This is a genomic window from Virgibacillus salarius (genome assembly GCF_039521925.1).
GTDB classification, from domain to species: domain Bacteria; phylum Bacillota; class Bacilli; order Bacillales; family Amphibacillaceae; genus Virgibacillus; species Virgibacillus salarius.
Genome location: NZ_BAAACY010000168.1, coordinates 12,253 through 27,818, shown reverse-complemented (window position 1 = coordinate 27,818; position 15,566 = coordinate 12,253). Strand labels below are relative to the sequence as shown.

Sequence of the window (15,566 nt, the reverse complement as noted above, 5' to 3'; positions counted from 1 at the left end):
TATCTATTTTTGATAACTGGAATCTCTTTTTTACTTCTCCAGGCTAGTTATGTCCCAGCCCCTTTTTACTGGCTTCACTTTAAAATTATCTGTTTTCGTTGCTTTTACAGTATGATATCTTTCAAAATACTCACGAATAATTTCAACGGCATCTTTTTGAATTTCTTTTATGATCGGTTTATTGGTAAACATCGTATAATCGCCTCCACCAGATGCACGATAGTTATTGAGGACGACTGGATATTTTTTAGTATCCGCTACAGGCTGATTATGATAGGTTAGCCCTTCTATTCTTTGTCCTATAGGCATTGATACATTAATGGTATAATGGATGCCTTCCCACATATCATAGTTATAATGCTGAGGTTTTGGATGTTCAAAAACTGGATTTACAGTAACAATTCCTTGGTCATCGAGAATAAAATATTCTGCGCTTTTTTCTAGCGCTGCTTTAATATCTTTTCCAGTTAATTCTAAAACAACTAATGTATTAGGGTACATATAATTAGAAACGATATCACGCATGGTTACAGTTGATGAAAAGCCAGTGGACTCGTTATTTAATAAAGAGGTTACGGATATGTCTGCTCCACTTGCTTCCATTTGTACCTTTTGAATAAACTCTATAAATGGATGTTTGTTTATCCTAGCATGAAATGGTTCATCAATTGTCATATCACCTTCTATGTAGCCAATTGGCTGATCAAGCCATTTTTGCGTCGACTCCTCGAGAAAAGCCATGTTACTCATAATCTCTTTATCATCACGTATGTGCTCTAGCGGTCTTATAAAGGCTTTTTTATTGCGAATACACCAATGATTTGCTACTTTTTCAAGGTTTATCTCTACTTCACCATAAGCAGCTGCATTATTTCCTGGTTGAACAACAAGTACATCATTTATTCTTCCTGTTATTTTTCGATGTTGATGTCCTGTTAATAAAATATCAATACCTTCAATTTCACACATGTCATAGCCTTGATTCTCTCCTGTTAAGCTTTCAGTAGGTTCGCCAGTCTCCAAATCCTTTTCAAATCCGCCATGATAACATACGATAAGGATATCTGGTTGTTCTTTTTGCTGTATGTAGGGAACCCATTCTTTTAATGTATTAAGTGCATCCTTGAATAAAATACCTTTAATATGATCAGCAGATTCCCAGTTCGGAATATAATGTGTCGTAATTCCTATAATGGCGACTTTGATATCATTAGCAAAAGTCTTTATTGTGTATGGGGGTCCATATTTTGGGCGCCCTGTTTCTTTATCAATAATATTAGCGGAAAGCCAAGGAAAGTTGGATTGATTAATAGCATCTGCCAAGATGTTACTGCCAAAATTAAATTCATGATTGCCGATAACACCCGCATCTATATTAATCGTATTCATCGTTTTTATCATTGGGTTTTCTTTGTCGGTATGTTGTTTAACATAATGCGTCATTAGGGGGGTTCCCTGAATCAAATCGCCATTATCTAATACAATAACGTGATCTGATTTTTTTCGAGTCTGTTTTACGACAGTCGCATATTTAGCAAGTCCAAGATTTGCTTTCTCATTCGTTCCATAATGAATTGGCATAACATGTCCATGTACATCACTTGTATATAAAATGGTGAGTTTCGCTGTGTTGTTTTGCAAAGTGAGCATCCTTTCTCTATTAACTTAATTCAAATGAAAAGAAGCTGTCCCGCAGGATTCCTGAGGGACAAATACGAGCGTTTATACAATTTTTCTACGAATTCTTGCTGAAATAAAATCAATGATGGTAACGACAATGATGATAGCTAGCAAAATTAAGCCCATTTCATTCCAATTTCGATTATTAGCAGCAAAGATGATCATTGTCCCAATCCCACCAGCACCGACTATCCCTAATATGGAAGACGCACGAATATCGATTTCAAATCGATAAATCGCATAGGACAAAAATTCAGGAATAATTTGTGGGAGAACACCATAAAAAAGAATTTGAATTTTATTTGCGCCATTTGCTTCCATTGCTTCAACAACCTTCATATCAATCGCTTCAATTACTTCTGAGTACAGTTTTCCTAACATTCCGGTTGAACCAATTGCAATAGCCAGTACACCAGCAAATGCATTTGGTCCTACGGCTACTACAAACAAGATAGCGAGGATTATATCAGGGAATGCACGTACTGCCGATAGAATCCATTTTCCAATTGTTGCTAGGATTTTACTCCCTGTCATATTTTGCGCTGCTAGAAAGCCTAATGGAATGGCAAGAATTGCGGCCATAAATGATCCAGCAAATGCGATTAGCACAGTTTCCGCTATTTTTACCCCAACTTCACCAACTGCTGTCCAATCGGGGGAAAATAGCTTTGGAATAACACGATCAAAATTACTGATAACCCGTTCCAACGCACGTCCCCAATCAATATCGATCCCTACGAATGTCCAGACATATAGAGCGATGACGAAAAGCGCAATTATGATTCGTTTTAATCGTTTCCATATCGATTTTTCTTGCTTTGGAGGTAATGAATAATTTTCCATTATATCAATGCCTCCCTTAATTTATTACTTATATATTCAATGACAATAACAACAACAAATATTAAGATGATAATTGCCATGGCGTTTTGATAATTATAAAACCCTAACTGCTGATCTAGTACTAGCCCAATCCCACCAGCACCAACTAAACCTAATACTACAGATGCACGGATATTAATCTCGAACACATATAGGACGAATGAAGTGAATTGTGGTAGAACCTGTGGTACTAGTCCAAAAAAGATTACTTGATACACATTGCCTCCAGAAGCCCGCATTGCCTCTAAAGGATTCATATCAACAGATTCAATCGTTTCACTAATTAATTTCGCTAGAATGCCTAAAGAAAAAATAAATAAAGCTAAAATTCCGGGTAATACCCCAATTCCAAATAGGCCAACAAAAATTACTGCAAGTACAAGGTCAGGTATTGTTCTTAAAATATTTAATAATGTCCTAGTTAGATAATATAACGGTTTAAACGTTGTTACATTTTGAGCTGAAAGGATGGCAAGGGGGACAGTTAATATTGCCGCCGCTGTTGTAGCAATAATTGCCATCTGAATCGTTTGTGCCATTTCTCCCCAAACTTTCGGAATGACCTCTAAATTGGGAGGGAAGAATTTTTCGATGACAACAAGCATATTACCTAATGCGTCACCAAGACCACCAACCATTTCCCGTTGTGTCCAAACCATACTAAACAAGTAAAAGCCTAGAACAATAAAGAAAATAATGGTTATTTGCACTTTCGTTTTCACTGGATAAAGCGCTGGTGTCTTACCACCACCTGTTGTATTCTTTGTCACGATTGATCTGCCCCCCCACGCAAGTCATCCTCACGTATAGAGCGACCATAAATTTCTTCGAAGGTCTGCTCAGACACTTCAGAAACGGGTCCGTCAAATACTACTTCACCTGCTCGCATACCAATAATACGATCAGCATATTCCATTGCCATATCAATAAAATGCAGGTTTACAATCGTTGTAATGTTATCTTCTTTATTTATCTTCTTCAAGTATGTCATTACTTGATGAGAAGTGGGTGGATCAAGGGATGCAACAGGTTCATCTGCCAGAATATAATGTGGTTTTTGGGTAAGTACTCGGGCAATACTCACTCGCTGCTGTTGCCCCCCACTTAATTCATCTGCTCGGCTATAAATTTTTTCATCAATGTTAACCCGTTTTAGACTTTCATATGCTAATCCAATATCCTCTTTTTTATAGAGGTTCAAGATCGAACGTAACGTGCCAGTATGGCCTAGTCGACCTGCTAGGACATTTTTAAGCACATTTGTCCGTTTGACCAAGTTATAGTTTTGAAAGATCATGCCAACTTTCGTACGTAGTTGACGTAAGTCACTGCTACGGTAATCTAATATATTTTCATTATCAACCAATAATGAACCGCTAGTAGGTGTGACAAGGCGGTTTATGCTCCTTATAAATGTTGATTTCCCTGCACCTGATAGACCAACAATAACGACGAACTCACCGTCGTTAATGGTTACATTAATATTTTTCAAGCCTTTTGTACCATTTGGGTAGATAAGCCCAACGTCTTTAAATTGAATCATTGTATGTATTTCCCCCATAACAAACTTAGATTGTTCGGTAATCTTCTGAACTAGGAAAAAAAGGGAGAGATTGTGCTCCCCCTTTTTATTATTCAATTTACACTATCAATCTATAGTTCAATATCATCTTTGAATTTTTGGTATGTTTCTTTAACGATTTCATATTCTTCGTCTGTTGCCTCATCAATTGCATCCCAATTATAAACATCATTCATAATTTTTATCATTTCTTTATCTTCATTAAAGGAAAGGAAAGTTTCTTTAATTTCTTGTACTAATTCATCATCTAGTTCTTTGGTGACAGAAATCGTATCGTTCGGGATTTCTTCAGTATAGTCAAGTACTTTTAATTTATCCATAACATCTGGATATTCTTCTTCTAGCTCCGTGCGTACATCATCAAAAGTTGTTGCCACATCTGCATCTCCTTCATAAACAGCGATTGCAGCACTATCGTGACCGCCGGCAGAAGTAGTTGCACTAAAGAAATCACTTTCCAGTTCAGGACCAGAAGCATAATCAAATTCTTGCATTAATTGATATGCAGGGAAAAGATATCCAGAAGTAGAGCCTTTATCTGCATATGCCCAAACTTTATTCTCTAAGTCTGCCAATGAGTTGATATCTGAATCAGAACGAACTAGATATTGTGCTTTATATGTACCGGAGCCGTATCGAATAGATTTTAAGATTACTTCCACGTCATATTGTTCATTTGCTAAAACATAGCCAAACGCTGGTATAAAGCCAATATGTACCTGATTTGCACCCATCGCTTCAACCAAAGCGTTGTAATTTGTCATTACTTCACCTTTTACTTCTATACCTAATTCTTCGCTCAAACGCTTTGCTAAAGGTTCAACGGTATCAGCAATCGTATCCGAATCCTGTGATGGAACGAACCCCATTACTAATGTCTCTGGTTTACTGTTACCTTCGCTACTTTTGTCCCCATTACTATCTTTGGATTCATCAGAGCTTCCACATGCTGCTAGTACAATTGCCAAAAATAAGACTAAAAATAGACTAAGCCACTTTTTCATCTTGACCCTCCTAAAAAATTAAAATGTACACTTTAATTAAATACTATTTAGGACAAAAATGCTAGGTTGATTTCAAAAAAATTCTACAAATTTACAAATTCATTACAAAGTGTGGTTTATCGAATGCTGTAAATAAGGATATACTTGTACCGGAATAGGTTTCTTTTATCCTAGAGAAGGTAATAAATAGGTATAGAGGAGTGGAGAAATGTCATGTCAACATTTCAAAAGGCACTATTCTTATATAATGGTAATGCTGGTGGTGATGTAATAGAAGATAAGCTAGCCCAAACCATACCTATACTATCGCAGGCAATTAAGCAGCTTACTGTTATCCAAACCAATTCTGTCGAGGATGCTAAACGCACATGTGAAATGTATGCGAAGCAAGTAGAACTTATTATTATTCTTGGAGGCGATGGTACTGTACACGCATGTATAAATAAGATTGCTTCTTTGAAGGAGCGGCCAATTCTTGCAGTCTTGCCAGGCGGTACGTCAAATGATTTTAGTAGGATGATGCTGATGCCGCAAAGTTTGGAGGAAGCAGCACAAACGATCCCTGAAGGTACAATAATGGATATTGATATCGGAAAGGCAGACGAACGTTACTTTTTGAATTTTTTGGGCGTGGGGCTAGTAACGGAGACATCAAAAAATATTGATCCAAATCAAAAGAAAAATTTTGGTGTTCTTAGTTATTTTATGAGTACAATTAAAACGGTTAGTCAGGCGAAAAGCTTCACATATAATATAACTACGAGACAAGATAGCTATAATGGGGAAGCTGTTATGATATTAGTATTAAATGGCAAGTTTATCGGAACAAGGGAACTTCCAATTACATCGATACATCCTTCTGATGGCTTACTTGATGTCTTAATTGTGAAAAACTCTAACTTAGCTTCATTTCGAGAGTTATTATCGATGAACAATCCAGAAATGGATACAGACAACTTAAGGGAAGTCACATACTTCCAAACGGATTATTTAGAGGTGTATACAGAGGAGGAAAAAGAAGTGGATACCGATGGGGAAATAGCAGCTGGTACTCCTTCAACCATTGAGGTAGTACCATCACACCTGAAAATGATATGTGGATCTGTAAAATAAAAAAATGAATTTGATTTTTACACAATTCCGAATAAGCAATTGTCAGCTTGTAGAGACACCCCTGTTTTCATAAGTTTTTTTTGATTGGGAAATTATGGTATTCGTCGTTTTCATCGAATAGACTCGCACCTAACACAACTTGAATAGGTGCAGGTAATCATCTTTATGTTTTGGCAAGCTACCCCTGAGTAATGCTTGTTCTCACATATTTTCTTCTCCGCACAAACGATAATAACGTAGCATGCAGTTCTTTTGAAAATTTCTCCTAAGAAATTGTGTTTTTTGAATCCTTTTAAGTGGATGATGCGTAGGAATAGGGGAAAATATCCAACAAACCAATCGTTATGGATAGTGTAAGTATTGTAGTGACAAAGACGTTCGCTTAATTTACAAAATGACGAAGGAACTATGCTATCATACGTTTAATTATGGATTCGGAAAGGGAGGAGAGGGAATGATCATAGATCGTACATTAAAAGAAAAAAAGGAAGACACCTCTCTAAAGTTATTCGTTGTATTATCAAAAGCGTATCGAACAATTATGGAACAAGTAGAAGCAGATATTCAACGTAGAGGGCTTAATTTAACAGATTTTGCAGTATTGGAATTACTGTATCATAAGGGAGGGCAACCATTAAAAAATATTGGCGAGAAAATATTGCTAACAAGTGGCAGTATTACATATGTTGTCAATAAATTAGAGAAGAAGAGTTATTTAAAACGAATTCCAAACCCGGATGATCGTCGCGTTACATTTGCAGAGATTACGGAGAAGGGAGCCGATTTATTGCAAACGATCTTTCCAGGACATTGGGAAAGAATCGAAGAGATAACAAATGGACTAAATGTAGCGGAGAAAGAGATAGCAATAGAGCTATTAAAAAAGCTAGGTACGTCCATTCGTACATTATAGGATTACTTTCAAGAAATAACTTATAGGGTGTGATAAATGTCACAGCCTTTAATAGAAAAATATGGTAATATTCAAATGGGATGTGGGATCCCTGCTCTTTAAAATGAATAGACAAGCGATATATGCTTGGCAATGAAGAAGCAAAATATTTATCTCAATAGAAGATATATGTTTTGCTTTTTCCCATATAGGAAACAGTATTGCTGTAACCTATATATTGTATGGATTGAAGGTTTCTAAAAGGAGATGTTGTGCGTGGAGATTAAATTAAAACCTACTACTAGGTATGTTGTAATCCTAGAAGTAGGTTTATTTTATCCCGCCTATAATCGTTTAAAAAGGGTGACTTTCTTCTATTCGAATGACAGTGTAAGAAATAGTACCTAAATTATGTAAATGAATTGTAATGTTTTTAACATAATTCAGTTTGTGTTACTCTATTGCTGGGTATTATACAATTAGAAATCTTAGTTGCTTTAAAGGAGGTTTGTGCTATGGAAGAATCAGATGTGCTCGTTTATATAAGCAGTGACTGTAAAGAATGTGAAAATCTTTTGAAACATTTAAAGGAATGGGATATCTCTTTTCGTACAAAAAATGTTAACGAGAATAGCAATTATATGAAAGAACTGCAAGAGAAGGGTATATACGGTACTCCAGCAACCTTTATTAAAGAAGAAAGTGAACCAATTTTAGGTTTCCAAAAAAATAAAATTAAATATCGTTTGGGTTTAGAAAATAAAGGTATATCACATTATAGTTCCTTATTTGAGGGGTATCGAAAGTAGTATCGGTATCAGTCACACACCTTTCGTAATTGCATAAGCTATTGTAAAAGAAGAATTAGAGAAGGTGTGTGTCAAATGTATAATCGGCCTTATTTTGATCATGTATATAATCATTATGATGGCCAGCGTAATTATCCCTATCCTCAACCAACTTCCCACTATATGAACATTGATCCCGAGCAACAAAACTTTCATCAAACGATTCAGCAAAGTTTTCAATCTTATTATCCCCAAACCCCTTATGACTATTTTACTAAACCGCAACAACCTATGAGCTGGCCAGGTATTAAATCCCAAGCATCACAGCCGAATTTTCAACAAGAGATGCATAATATGCATGCTCCAGAAAACAGTGGGCAAGCACAGCAACCAGGTGAAGCAGGGCAACAATTAGACTTAGATAAAATGTTATCAACGGTAGGTCAATTAGCAAACACGTATCATCAAGTATCGCCAATCGTAAAACAGTTCGGTTCATTAATAAAGGCATTTAGATAATTGATGGCTAAAAAGCTGATGTTAGCCACATCAGCTTTTTCTGTCAACCGTTTTAAGGTCAAGCTGTAAGCTATTTTGTAGGAGTAACGAAATTGCTTTTGTTAAAAATTAGAAATCATGGGAGTAAAAATCACACGGTATCTCGAAGAAGTTTGTAATAATCTAACGAATGATCGGGTATACGAAAGGTAGGACTTGAAGAGGAGAATATAAATGATAGCATGTTTGGTTATTCATGGATATACAGGAGGTCCCTATGAGGTTGAACCTTTAGCCAACTATTTGCAAGAAAATACGAATTGGCATGTGGAGGTACCGACGTTACCAGGACATGGAAGAAAATTAAACTTAAAGAATGTTTCACATAAGAAATGGATAAAGGCAGCTGAGAATAGCTTGCTGCAGTTAAAGGCAAAGTTTGAGACGATTTACCTTATTGGTTTTTCTATGGGGGGAATGATAGCTGCTTATTTAGCAGCTAAATATAACGTCAATAAACTTGTCCTTCTAGCTACATCAGGGAAATATTTATCCTTTAAACAAATTGGATTAGACGTTGCTGGTGTATTAACAGATGCTATGAAGGGGAACTTAAGAAAAAACAAATTGTATCAAAATTATCGAAAAAAAATAGGAACAGTGCCGTTAAAATCGAATATTGAATTTCTTAAATTGGTGAAATTTACACGTCGTTACTTAAGAAAAATTGATTCACCAGTACTTATTGCACAAGGCCAGCAGGATGGGATGGTCCCATATAAAACTGCATATTACTTAAATAAAGAAATTACTTCTAAACGAAAAGAGGTTGTCTTTTTTGAACGATCTAGGCACTTAATATGTCTAGGAGATGATAAGGATACACTGAACCAGATGGTGTTTTCTTTCCTTACGAAAGAACCAGTATCGAATGAATAGGCGGTAGTAATATCATTTTAACACTCAGTTACTTCGGACACTTTATCCACATATAACTGGCAGTAATCCCCCAACTGCAAGCAATAAAGTGAAACCACTATGGGTAATTAGGGGGGCAACTGCCAGTAAATGTCCGATTGGTTCAAAGGCCTTTTGGTCATACTCTTGTGGTACTACCAATCAGTGGCAAATCCCTCATCTTATTTTCTATTATTTATTTGTATTAAAAAAGGAGATAACTAATGCTCCTTCCCCGCCATAAGTTGAAATTAACGGACCGGTATCCATGAGATAAGCATCCTTAAAGGGATATTTACTACGTATGTCGGCAAGTACTTTTTTCGCTCTTTCTTCTGCATTACAATGAGACATAGATATTACTTTATCTTCGAAATTTTTTGTGTATTCTCCGATTTGTTCAATAAAACGTCTAATCGATTTTTTATCGCCTCTAACCTTTTCCGTTACTTCGATTGCTCCTTCTTCACTAGCTTTCATTAACAACTTTATATTAAGAGTTTTGGCAATTGTCCCCTTAACCTTATCTAGACGACCACCTAGTACTAAGTTTTCTAATGTCTTGAGCACAAATAATGTAGTTGTATGCTCGACTAGGTAATGTATGTGATCCACAAGCTCTCCAAACGAGTAATTATCTTCTATTTTATTGATTGCTTCGTGAAGTAGAAGAGCGATACCACAAGAGGCTGTTTTCGTATTAATCACTTCAATGATCCGGTCAGGCTCTTCCTCTAACAGCATATTCATTCCCATAACTGCATTTTCATACGTACTGCTTAATCCTTTAGTAAGACTAAGCATAAGTATAGGAGTTTGTTTACTTACTTGTTTATATGCCTCGTAAAAGTCATTTGGACTAGGAGCAGCAGAACGTGGAAGTTCATTCATTTCCTTTATTTTTTTATGAAAAGTTGGTAAGTCTAAATCGACATCGCTTTTGTATTGACCATCACTAAAGTGCAGGTATAACGGTACTTGAATAATCTCTGTTTTACGAAGCAAACGCTGTGGAATATCAGCTCCGCCATCTGTCATTAATTGTATGTGCATGCCTTCACCCATTTCATATAAATTAATCTTGTTGTTCTTTTTTTGCAATGGTTACCTTCTTTTTCTGGTTTGTACTTAAAATGAATAGGAACAATCCAAATAAAACGATGGTACCACCCAGTAATTGAAAGGCGGTTACCTTCTCTTCTAAAATAATATAGGCAAGTATGGAGGCTCCAACTGGTTCAAATACAATTCCCATTGAGATAGTCGCTGTGCTCAGCCATTTTAACGCCCAATTAAACAGGGTATGACCAAGAAAAGTAGGAATGATAGCTAGTGCTAAGAAAACCCACCAATGGTCTGCTGGATATCCAAAAAAAGGATGTTGAAAAGCTAAATTATATAGTATAAGTGTAATGGCGCTAACACTATATACTACAAATGTATAGCTCATCAAAGAAAGGCTTCTTCTAACTCGTTGTCCAAGTAAAAAGTATGCCGTAACCGTTATAGCACCGCCCAATGCCAATATGTCTCCATATAAAGCCATTCCACTTATTTTAAAGTCACCCCAGCTTATGATAATGCTTCCGATTAATGCAATCAACATACTTATTACTGCTCCAGATGAAAAACGTTCCTGAAAAAAGAAATACGTACCTAAAAATGCAAAAATTGGTTGTAAGGATACTAGTACGACAGAACTAGCTACGGAAGTAAAATTTAAGGATTCGAACCATAATATAAAGTGGAAGGCTAAAAAAACTCCTGCAAGAATAGATAGAAGCCAGTCTTTTCTATTTATTAACTTTAATTCATGACGATATTTTAATAAAATGATGGGAGCCATCAATAATACAGCAAATACTAATCGGTAATTGGCTATTATTGAAGCAGGTGCTTGATCAGCAAGCCTGACAAATATAGCAGACGTCGATACAGAAATTACTCCGATTACAACTGCAATGTATGGATTAAATGGAGGAAGACGCATCCCAAACCTCCTTATTTCTATCTTGTATATCTCATTCATTTTATCATGGTATTACTAAAAAATCATTTATCTAATTAGTATCCTTGTGAAAAATATGTTATGATATTGATTGCATGAGTTTACGATTGAGGCCTCTTACCATATAAGGTGAAGCCTTTTTGTACTTTAGGAAGTATAAAAATACATTCTATTAATAGAATATAAATTTTAAGTGATACGATTTGTGTAGATTCCCTTTAAATAAATTTTATAGTGTGTGTTCTTACAAAAGGGCAAGATTGGATCAAGAAGTACAGCCTTTATATGGTTAGTAATATAATGGTCTGAGGAGCAGAATACGATCTGCATACTATTTCATGGACTTTTTGAAGATCCTCTAATACGATGCTGTGAAAGCGGGGACCATAACAAGGACTAAAGTATAGAAGCAACACGGCCTCTTTTACAATAAAATTTTTACACAAAAAAGGAGTAGAGGAATAGGTGACAACATTTAAAGAACTAGGCATCTCAAATCCCATAATGAAAGCATTGGAGAGAATGGGTTTTGAAGAAGCAACCCCAATTCAAGCAGAAACAATACCATTAGCGATACAGGGTAATGACGTTATTGGACAAGCGCAGACAGGAACAGGTAAAACCGCTGCTTTTGGTATTCCTATGATCGAAAAATTGGATGCCAAAGCACGAAAAATCCAAGGGCTAGTTGTAGCCCCGACAAGAGAATTAGCAATTCAAGTAGCGGAAGAACTTAATCGACTTGGAAAATTAAAAGGGGTACGTGCATTTGCGGTATATGGTGGACAGCATATGGACCGTCAAATTCGTTCACTAAAGGATGGTCCCCAAATTGTAGTTGCAACTCCAGGTAGATTACTTGACCATATGCGTAGAAAAACGATACGTACAAATAATATTCAAACTGCTGTCTTAGATGAAGCAGATGAAATGCTAAACATGGGTTTTATTGATGATATTCGCGATATTCTAAAAGGCATACCTGAAGAAAGACAAACACTTCTATTTTCGGCTACGATGCCAAAAGAAATACGTGATATTGCAACAAATTTAATGAAGCAACCTAAAGAGATTAAGATCAAAGCGAAGGAAATGACAGTTGAAAATATTGACCAATATTTTATAGAAATTCCTGAAAAATATAAGTTTGATACGTTGAATAATCATTTAGATATTCATTCACCTGATCTAGCAATCGTATTTAGTCGTACGAAAAAGCGGGTAGATGAAATAACAGAAGGTTTACAAGCAAGAGGTTATCGCGCAGAAGGAATTCATGGTGATTTAACACAAGGGAAACGGATGTCAGTGTTAAACAAGTTTAAGAATGGGCGTGTTGATGTTTTAGTGGCTACGGATGTGGCTGCTAGAGGTCTTGATATATCCGGTGTTACCCATGTATATAATTTTGATATTCCACAGGATCCAGAGAGCTATGTACACCGTATTGGGCGTACAGGTCGTGCAGGTCGTACAGGTGAGGCTATTTCCTTTATTACTCCACGAGAAATGGCACACTTGCAGTTGATCGAGAAAGTAACGAAGAGTAAAATGAAGCGTTTAGTTCCACCGACTAATCATGATGCTCAAAAAGGTCAACAGCAGGTAGCGCTGAAGAAAATTATGGATACGATAGAGAAGAAAGATCTAAAGGATTATCATCAAACTGCTAATCAATTGTTAGAGGAGCACGATTCTGTCTCTGTAATTGCAGCAGCTCTTAAATTGCTTACAAAGGAACGAAAAGATACACCAGTCAAAATATCTTCTGTAGCCCCTGTTAGCGTGAAGAAGGCGCAGCGTTCTAAGGATAATCGTCGATCAAATAATAAACGGTTCTATGGTAAACGTGGTCAAAGCGGTCGTGGTGGCCAAGGAGGGCGCAATCAAGGTGGACGTAATAGAAAGGGAAATTACCAGAAGCGCAGGAATCGTGATTCCTAATCATATCATTACAACTTCTTCGTTGTAAGAAGCTTCAAGCTGTCGAGAAATTTTTTCTCGGCAGCTTTTTAATAACGTGCTAATTTAAATATGGTTGCCTTACAAAAAGGTGATGTTTTAGGTGATGCATATGAATATCTGATTGGTTAATTTGCAATGGGATCAGGTGAAAAGGCAGGGGAATTCTATATACGCCACGTCAAGTAGCTTTATCTCCGTTAACTCGCTCCAGTCGCTACGTTTCTAATCGTGCGCTTGCAGAAGATGGTGCAATGCTTTATTTACAACTATGCTTCCACTATTAATTTTGAATTTTTTCGAAGTTTCCCCACTTATAACTGGCAGTAATACCCTCACTTCAAGCAATAAAGTGAAACCAATAGTGGTAAGTAGGTGACTCACTGCCAGTATATGTCTGATGGCTTCAAAGACCATTAGGTCATACCCTTGTGGTACTAACCATTAGTGGGGAATAAACAAAACCCCCAACTTTTTATGTTCCAGTATTAGTTTCTCTATCACGTATTTTCTAAATAGTCTGCTTACAATTTAATAGTTCATTGGGGGTAGTGAATATATAATTTGCATCTTCAAAGCCTTCTTTGGATTTTGCCCCCCAATAGGCTAACCCGAAATCAACACCAGCGGATTTTGCACATCTTAAATCATATACAGAATCACCTATATAGATTGCCTCACTTGCTTTACAATTCAATATTTTAAGTGCTAATTCTAGTGGTTCTGGATTAGGCTTGTGTTTTTCGGTATCATCTGCACAAATAACGGATTGAAAGTGATGAGCAATATTTAATTTTTCAAATCCGGCTTGCAATTCTTTCTTATTTTGAGAAGTTACGATTGCCGTATTTGGAAGTTTGGCAATGACCTCAATCATACCTTGAAATACAGGTACATGTTTCATGAAAGGTTTTTGCTTTTCTAACCAAGTATTGAGTGTGGTTGGAATATCTGCGATCTCAAGGATTTCCAAAGTTCTTAATCCAGGAATCCCGATGGAAAAACGTAACTCTTCAATATCTTTTAGAATTCCGATTTGTCGTAATGTGGATTGTAATGCCTCAAGCCCAATTCTTTCTGAATCAATAATCGTTCCATCTAAATCAAATATAAAGCTTTTATACATGCCTATTCATCTCCCATCTTATGATACATTTATGGTAGATGATGAAATGGATTTCAGGTCAATAGTCAGATTGAAGATCGCCGAATAATATTATATGGAATTTTTATTTTATCACGGGATTTTCTGATAGCAAGCTCAAAAGCCTGCTCGCCAACATGCATTAAATGATGATCTACAGTAGCTAAACCCAGTGCCACCCCTACTGGTTGGTTTTCCTGTCCGATTATTGCCAAATCTTCAGGTACTTTTAAGCCAGAAGATTGCGCATATTGATAAATTCCACCCGCAACCTCGTCGCCGTTGGCATATATAGCACTTGGTTTATTATTAAGGGCGAAGAACCTTTTGGCTGCCTGAAAGCCGTCCTCTAGACAATAGCATTGCGAAATATACGTGCCGGGTCTAAGTTCTCCGAATACTTCTTTATACGCTTGGCAAGTTTGCTGTGTACTAAGACTTTCTTCTCCCCTAGCAGTCGTAAAAGCAACAGAGGAATGCCCCAATTCCTTTAATGTTTGAAAGGCGTCTATATAGGAAGCATATCTGTCAATATAAGAACAGCCTATTTTCTTGAAGTCTGTATATTCACAAGAGATGATGGATCCATAAGTTGTAAACGGTAAGATTTCATCCCACGCATTTGCTTTTGAGGTTATGATGATACTGTCTAGTAATTTATTTTTTAGCATAGCGAGGTATTCCAATTCTTTCTTTTTATCATATTTGGTAGGAAGAACAATGACAGAAAAGTCCATTTTTACTGATCTATGAAGGATTCCTTGTAACATTTGATCAAAAGCTTGATTATTATTATAAGGTAGGATTACTCCAATTATATTTGTTTCTCCGCGAATTAGATCAATCGCATTTTTATTAGGTGTGTAGTTTAAATCGTTAATGACTTTTTGAACGGCGTTTCTTTTTTCCTCAGAAACGTATTTATAATTATTTAGCACTCTCGAAACCGTTGATACGGATACTCCGGCTATCTTTGCAATATCATTAATATTTGTCATTTTTTTCTCCTGTAATAGGTTTGTATAGTTATGAACGATAATCAGAACAGGCCAACCC

The 15,566-nt window shown here is 36.3% G+C and carries 16 protein-coding genes and 1 pseudogene; 7 read left to right on the top strand and 10 right to left on the bottom strand.

Annotated features, from left to right (window positions below; translation table 11 throughout):
* Window positions 1-30: 30 nt before the first annotated feature.
* The 5 genes from ABDZ84_RS20155 to phnD form a co-directional block, all read right to left on the bottom strand.
* Window positions 31-1,650: a bifunctional metallophosphatase/5'-nucleotidase gene (locus ABDZ84_RS20155; protein WP_121604529.1), complete on the bottom strand. Its 1,620-nt coding sequence runs from the start codon at window positions 1,648-1,650 to the stop codon at window positions 31-33.
* 72 nt (window positions 1,651-1,722) lie between these two features.
* A complete protein-coding gene (gene phnE / locus ABDZ84_RS20150) occupies window positions 1,723-2,523 on the bottom strand; it encodes a phosphonate ABC transporter, permease protein PhnE (protein ID WP_121604530.1) in 801 nt (266 codons plus the stop codon).
* Window positions 2,523-3,332: a phosphonate ABC transporter, permease protein PhnE gene (gene phnE / locus ABDZ84_RS20145; protein ID WP_026680340.1), complete on the bottom strand. Its 810-nt coding sequence runs from the start codon at window positions 3,330-3,332 to the stop codon at window positions 2,523-2,525. Before phnE (ABDZ84_RS20145) ends, phnE (ABDZ84_RS20150) begins: the two co-directional genes overlap by 1 nt.
* Window positions 3,329-4,105, bottom strand: coding sequence for a phosphonate ABC transporter ATP-binding protein (gene phnC / locus ABDZ84_RS20140; RefSeq protein WP_121604531.1), 777 nt, complete (start codon window positions 4,103-4,105; stop codon window positions 3,329-3,331). Before phnC ends, phnE (ABDZ84_RS20145) begins: the two co-directional genes overlap by 4 nt.
* Window positions 4,106-4,215: 110 nt before the next feature.
* Window positions 4,216-5,148 (bottom strand): phosphate/phosphite/phosphonate ABC transporter substrate-binding protein, encoded by a 933-nt coding sequence (phnD, locus tag ABDZ84_RS20135; RefSeq protein WP_026680342.1) that lies wholly within the window; start codon window positions 5,146-5,148, stop codon window positions 4,216-4,218.
* 213 nt (window positions 5,149-5,361) lie between these two features.
* Between phnD and ABDZ84_RS20130 the strand changes: the two genes are divergently transcribed.
* The 5 genes from ABDZ84_RS20130 (at window position 5,362) to ABDZ84_RS20110 (ending at window position 9,378) form a co-directional block, all read left to right on the top strand.
* Window positions 5,362-6,261, top strand: a complete 900-nt coding sequence (locus ABDZ84_RS20130; protein WP_343782785.1) for a diacylglycerol/lipid kinase family protein — start codon at window positions 5,362-5,364, stop codon at window positions 6,259-6,261.
* 454 nt (window positions 6,262-6,715) lie between these two features.
* A complete protein-coding gene (locus ABDZ84_RS20125; RefSeq protein ID WP_026680344.1) occupies window positions 6,716-7,174 on the top strand; it encodes a MarR family winged helix-turn-helix transcriptional regulator in 459 nt (152 codons plus the stop codon).
* Between the two features lie 494 nt (window positions 7,175-7,668).
* Window positions 7,669-7,962, top strand: coding sequence for a glutaredoxin domain-containing protein (locus ABDZ84_RS20120; protein ID WP_343782783.1), 294 nt, complete (start codon window positions 7,669-7,671; stop codon window positions 7,960-7,962).
* 75 nt (window positions 7,963-8,037) lie between these two features.
* Window positions 8,038-8,460 (top strand): YppG family protein, encoded by a 423-nt coding sequence (locus ABDZ84_RS20115; RefSeq protein WP_051388271.1) that lies wholly within the window; start codon window positions 8,038-8,040, stop codon window positions 8,458-8,460.
* Between the two features lie 213 nt (window positions 8,461-8,673).
* On the top strand, window positions 8,674-9,378 hold the full coding sequence (locus ABDZ84_RS20110) for an alpha/beta hydrolase (RefSeq protein ID WP_343782782.1): 705 nt from the start codon (window positions 8,674-8,676) through the stop codon (window positions 9,376-9,378).
* 42 nt (window positions 9,379-9,420) lie between these two features.
* Here ABDZ84_RS20110 and ABDZ84_RS20105 read toward each other — a convergent pair whose 3' ends face one another.
* The 3 genes from ABDZ84_RS20105 to ABDZ84_RS20095 are packed head-to-tail and all read right to left on the bottom strand — an operon-like array spanning window position 9,421 to window position 11,386.
* Window positions 9,421-9,558 carry a hypothetical protein gene (locus ABDZ84_RS20105; RefSeq protein WP_166530327.1) on the bottom strand — a complete coding sequence of 46 codons (138 nt, stop codon included), beginning with the start codon at window positions 9,556-9,558 and terminating at the stop codon, window positions 9,421-9,423.
* A gap of 30 nt (window positions 9,559-9,588) precedes the next feature.
* Window positions 9,589-10,449, bottom strand: a complete 861-nt coding sequence (locus tag ABDZ84_RS20100; RefSeq protein ID WP_026680347.1) for a DegV family protein — start codon at window positions 10,447-10,449, stop codon at window positions 9,589-9,591.
* 22 nt (window positions 10,450-10,471) lie between these two features.
* The gene (locus tag ABDZ84_RS20095; RefSeq protein ID WP_026680348.1) at window positions 10,472-11,386 is read right to left on the bottom strand and encodes a DMT family transporter; all 915 of its coding nucleotides are present in this window, start codon (window positions 11,384-11,386) and stop codon (window positions 10,472-10,474) included.
* A gap of 483 nt (window positions 11,387-11,869) precedes the next feature.
* Between ABDZ84_RS20095 and cshA the strand changes: the two genes are divergently transcribed.
* Both cshA and ABDZ84_RS21535 read left to right on the top strand, forming a co-directional pair.
* Window positions 11,870-13,348 (top strand): degradosome RNA helicase CshA, encoded by a 1,479-nt coding sequence (gene cshA, locus ABDZ84_RS20090; RefSeq protein WP_026680349.1) that lies wholly within the window; start codon window positions 11,870-11,872, stop codon window positions 13,346-13,348.
* A gap of 78 nt (window positions 13,349-13,426) precedes the next feature.
* Window positions 13,427-13,557: pseudogene (locus ABDZ84_RS21535) on the top strand (N-6 DNA methylase); the annotation flags it as partial.
* Window positions 13,558-13,877: 320 nt separating this feature from the next.
* On the opposite strand, the gene ABDZ84_RS20085 reads toward ABDZ84_RS21535, so the two are convergent.
* Entirely contained in the window at window positions 13,878-14,492 is a 615-nt protein-coding gene (locus tag ABDZ84_RS20085) for an HAD family hydrolase (RefSeq protein WP_026680351.1), read from the bottom strand.
* Between the two features lie 65 nt (window positions 14,493-14,557).
* The gene (locus tag ABDZ84_RS20080) at window positions 14,558-15,508 is read right to left on the bottom strand and encodes a LacI family DNA-binding transcriptional regulator (RefSeq protein WP_121604535.1); all 951 of its coding nucleotides are present in this window, start codon (window positions 15,506-15,508) and stop codon (window positions 14,558-14,560) included.
* Window positions 15,509-15,566: the final 58 nt, after the last annotated feature.

Bases quoted from the DNA above. Each gene is read 5' to 3' on its own strand.
- ABDZ84_RS20155 (WP_121604529.1), bottom strand. From the start codon at position 1,650: ATGCTCACTTTGCAAAACAACACAGCGAAACTCACCATTTTATATACA.
- phnE (WP_121604530.1), bottom strand. From the start codon at position 2,523: ATGGAAAATTATTCATTACCTCCAAAGCAAGAAAAATCGATATGGAAA.
- phnC (WP_121604531.1), bottom strand. From the start codon at position 4,105: ATGATTCAATTTAAAGACGTTGGGCTTATCTACCCAAATGGTACAAAA.
- phnD (WP_026680342.1), bottom strand. From the start codon at position 5,148: ATGAAAAAGTGGCTTAGTCTATTTTTAGTCTTATTTTTGGCAATTGTA.
- ABDZ84_RS20130 (WP_343782785.1), top strand. From the start codon at position 5,362: ATGTCAACATTTCAAAAGGCACTATTCTTATATAATGGTAATGCTGGT.
- ABDZ84_RS20125 (WP_026680344.1), top strand. From the start codon at position 6,716: ATGATCATAGATCGTACATTAAAAGAAAAAAAGGAAGACACCTCTCTA.
- ABDZ84_RS20120 (WP_343782783.1), top strand. From the start codon at position 7,669: ATGGAAGAATCAGATGTGCTCGTTTATATAAGCAGTGACTGTAAAGAA.
- ABDZ84_RS20115 (WP_051388271.1), top strand. From the start codon at position 8,038: ATGTATAATCGGCCTTATTTTGATCATGTATATAATCATTATGATGGC.
- ABDZ84_RS20110 (WP_343782782.1), top strand. From the start codon at position 8,674: ATGATAGCATGTTTGGTTATTCATGGATATACAGGAGGTCCCTATGAG.
- ABDZ84_RS20100 (WP_026680347.1), bottom strand. From the start codon at position 10,449: ATGCACATACAATTAATGACAGATGGCGGAGCTGATATTCCACAGCGT.
- ABDZ84_RS20095 (WP_026680348.1), bottom strand. From the start codon at position 11,386: ATGCGTCTTCCTCCATTTAATCCATACATTGCAGTTGTAATCGGAGTA.
- ABDZ84_RS20085 (WP_026680351.1), bottom strand. From the start codon at position 14,492: ATGTATAAAAGCTTTATATTTGATTTAGATGGAACGATTATTGATTCA.
- ABDZ84_RS20080 (WP_121604535.1), bottom strand. From the start codon at position 15,508: ATGACAAATATTAATGATATTGCAAAGATAGCCGGAGTATCCGTATCA.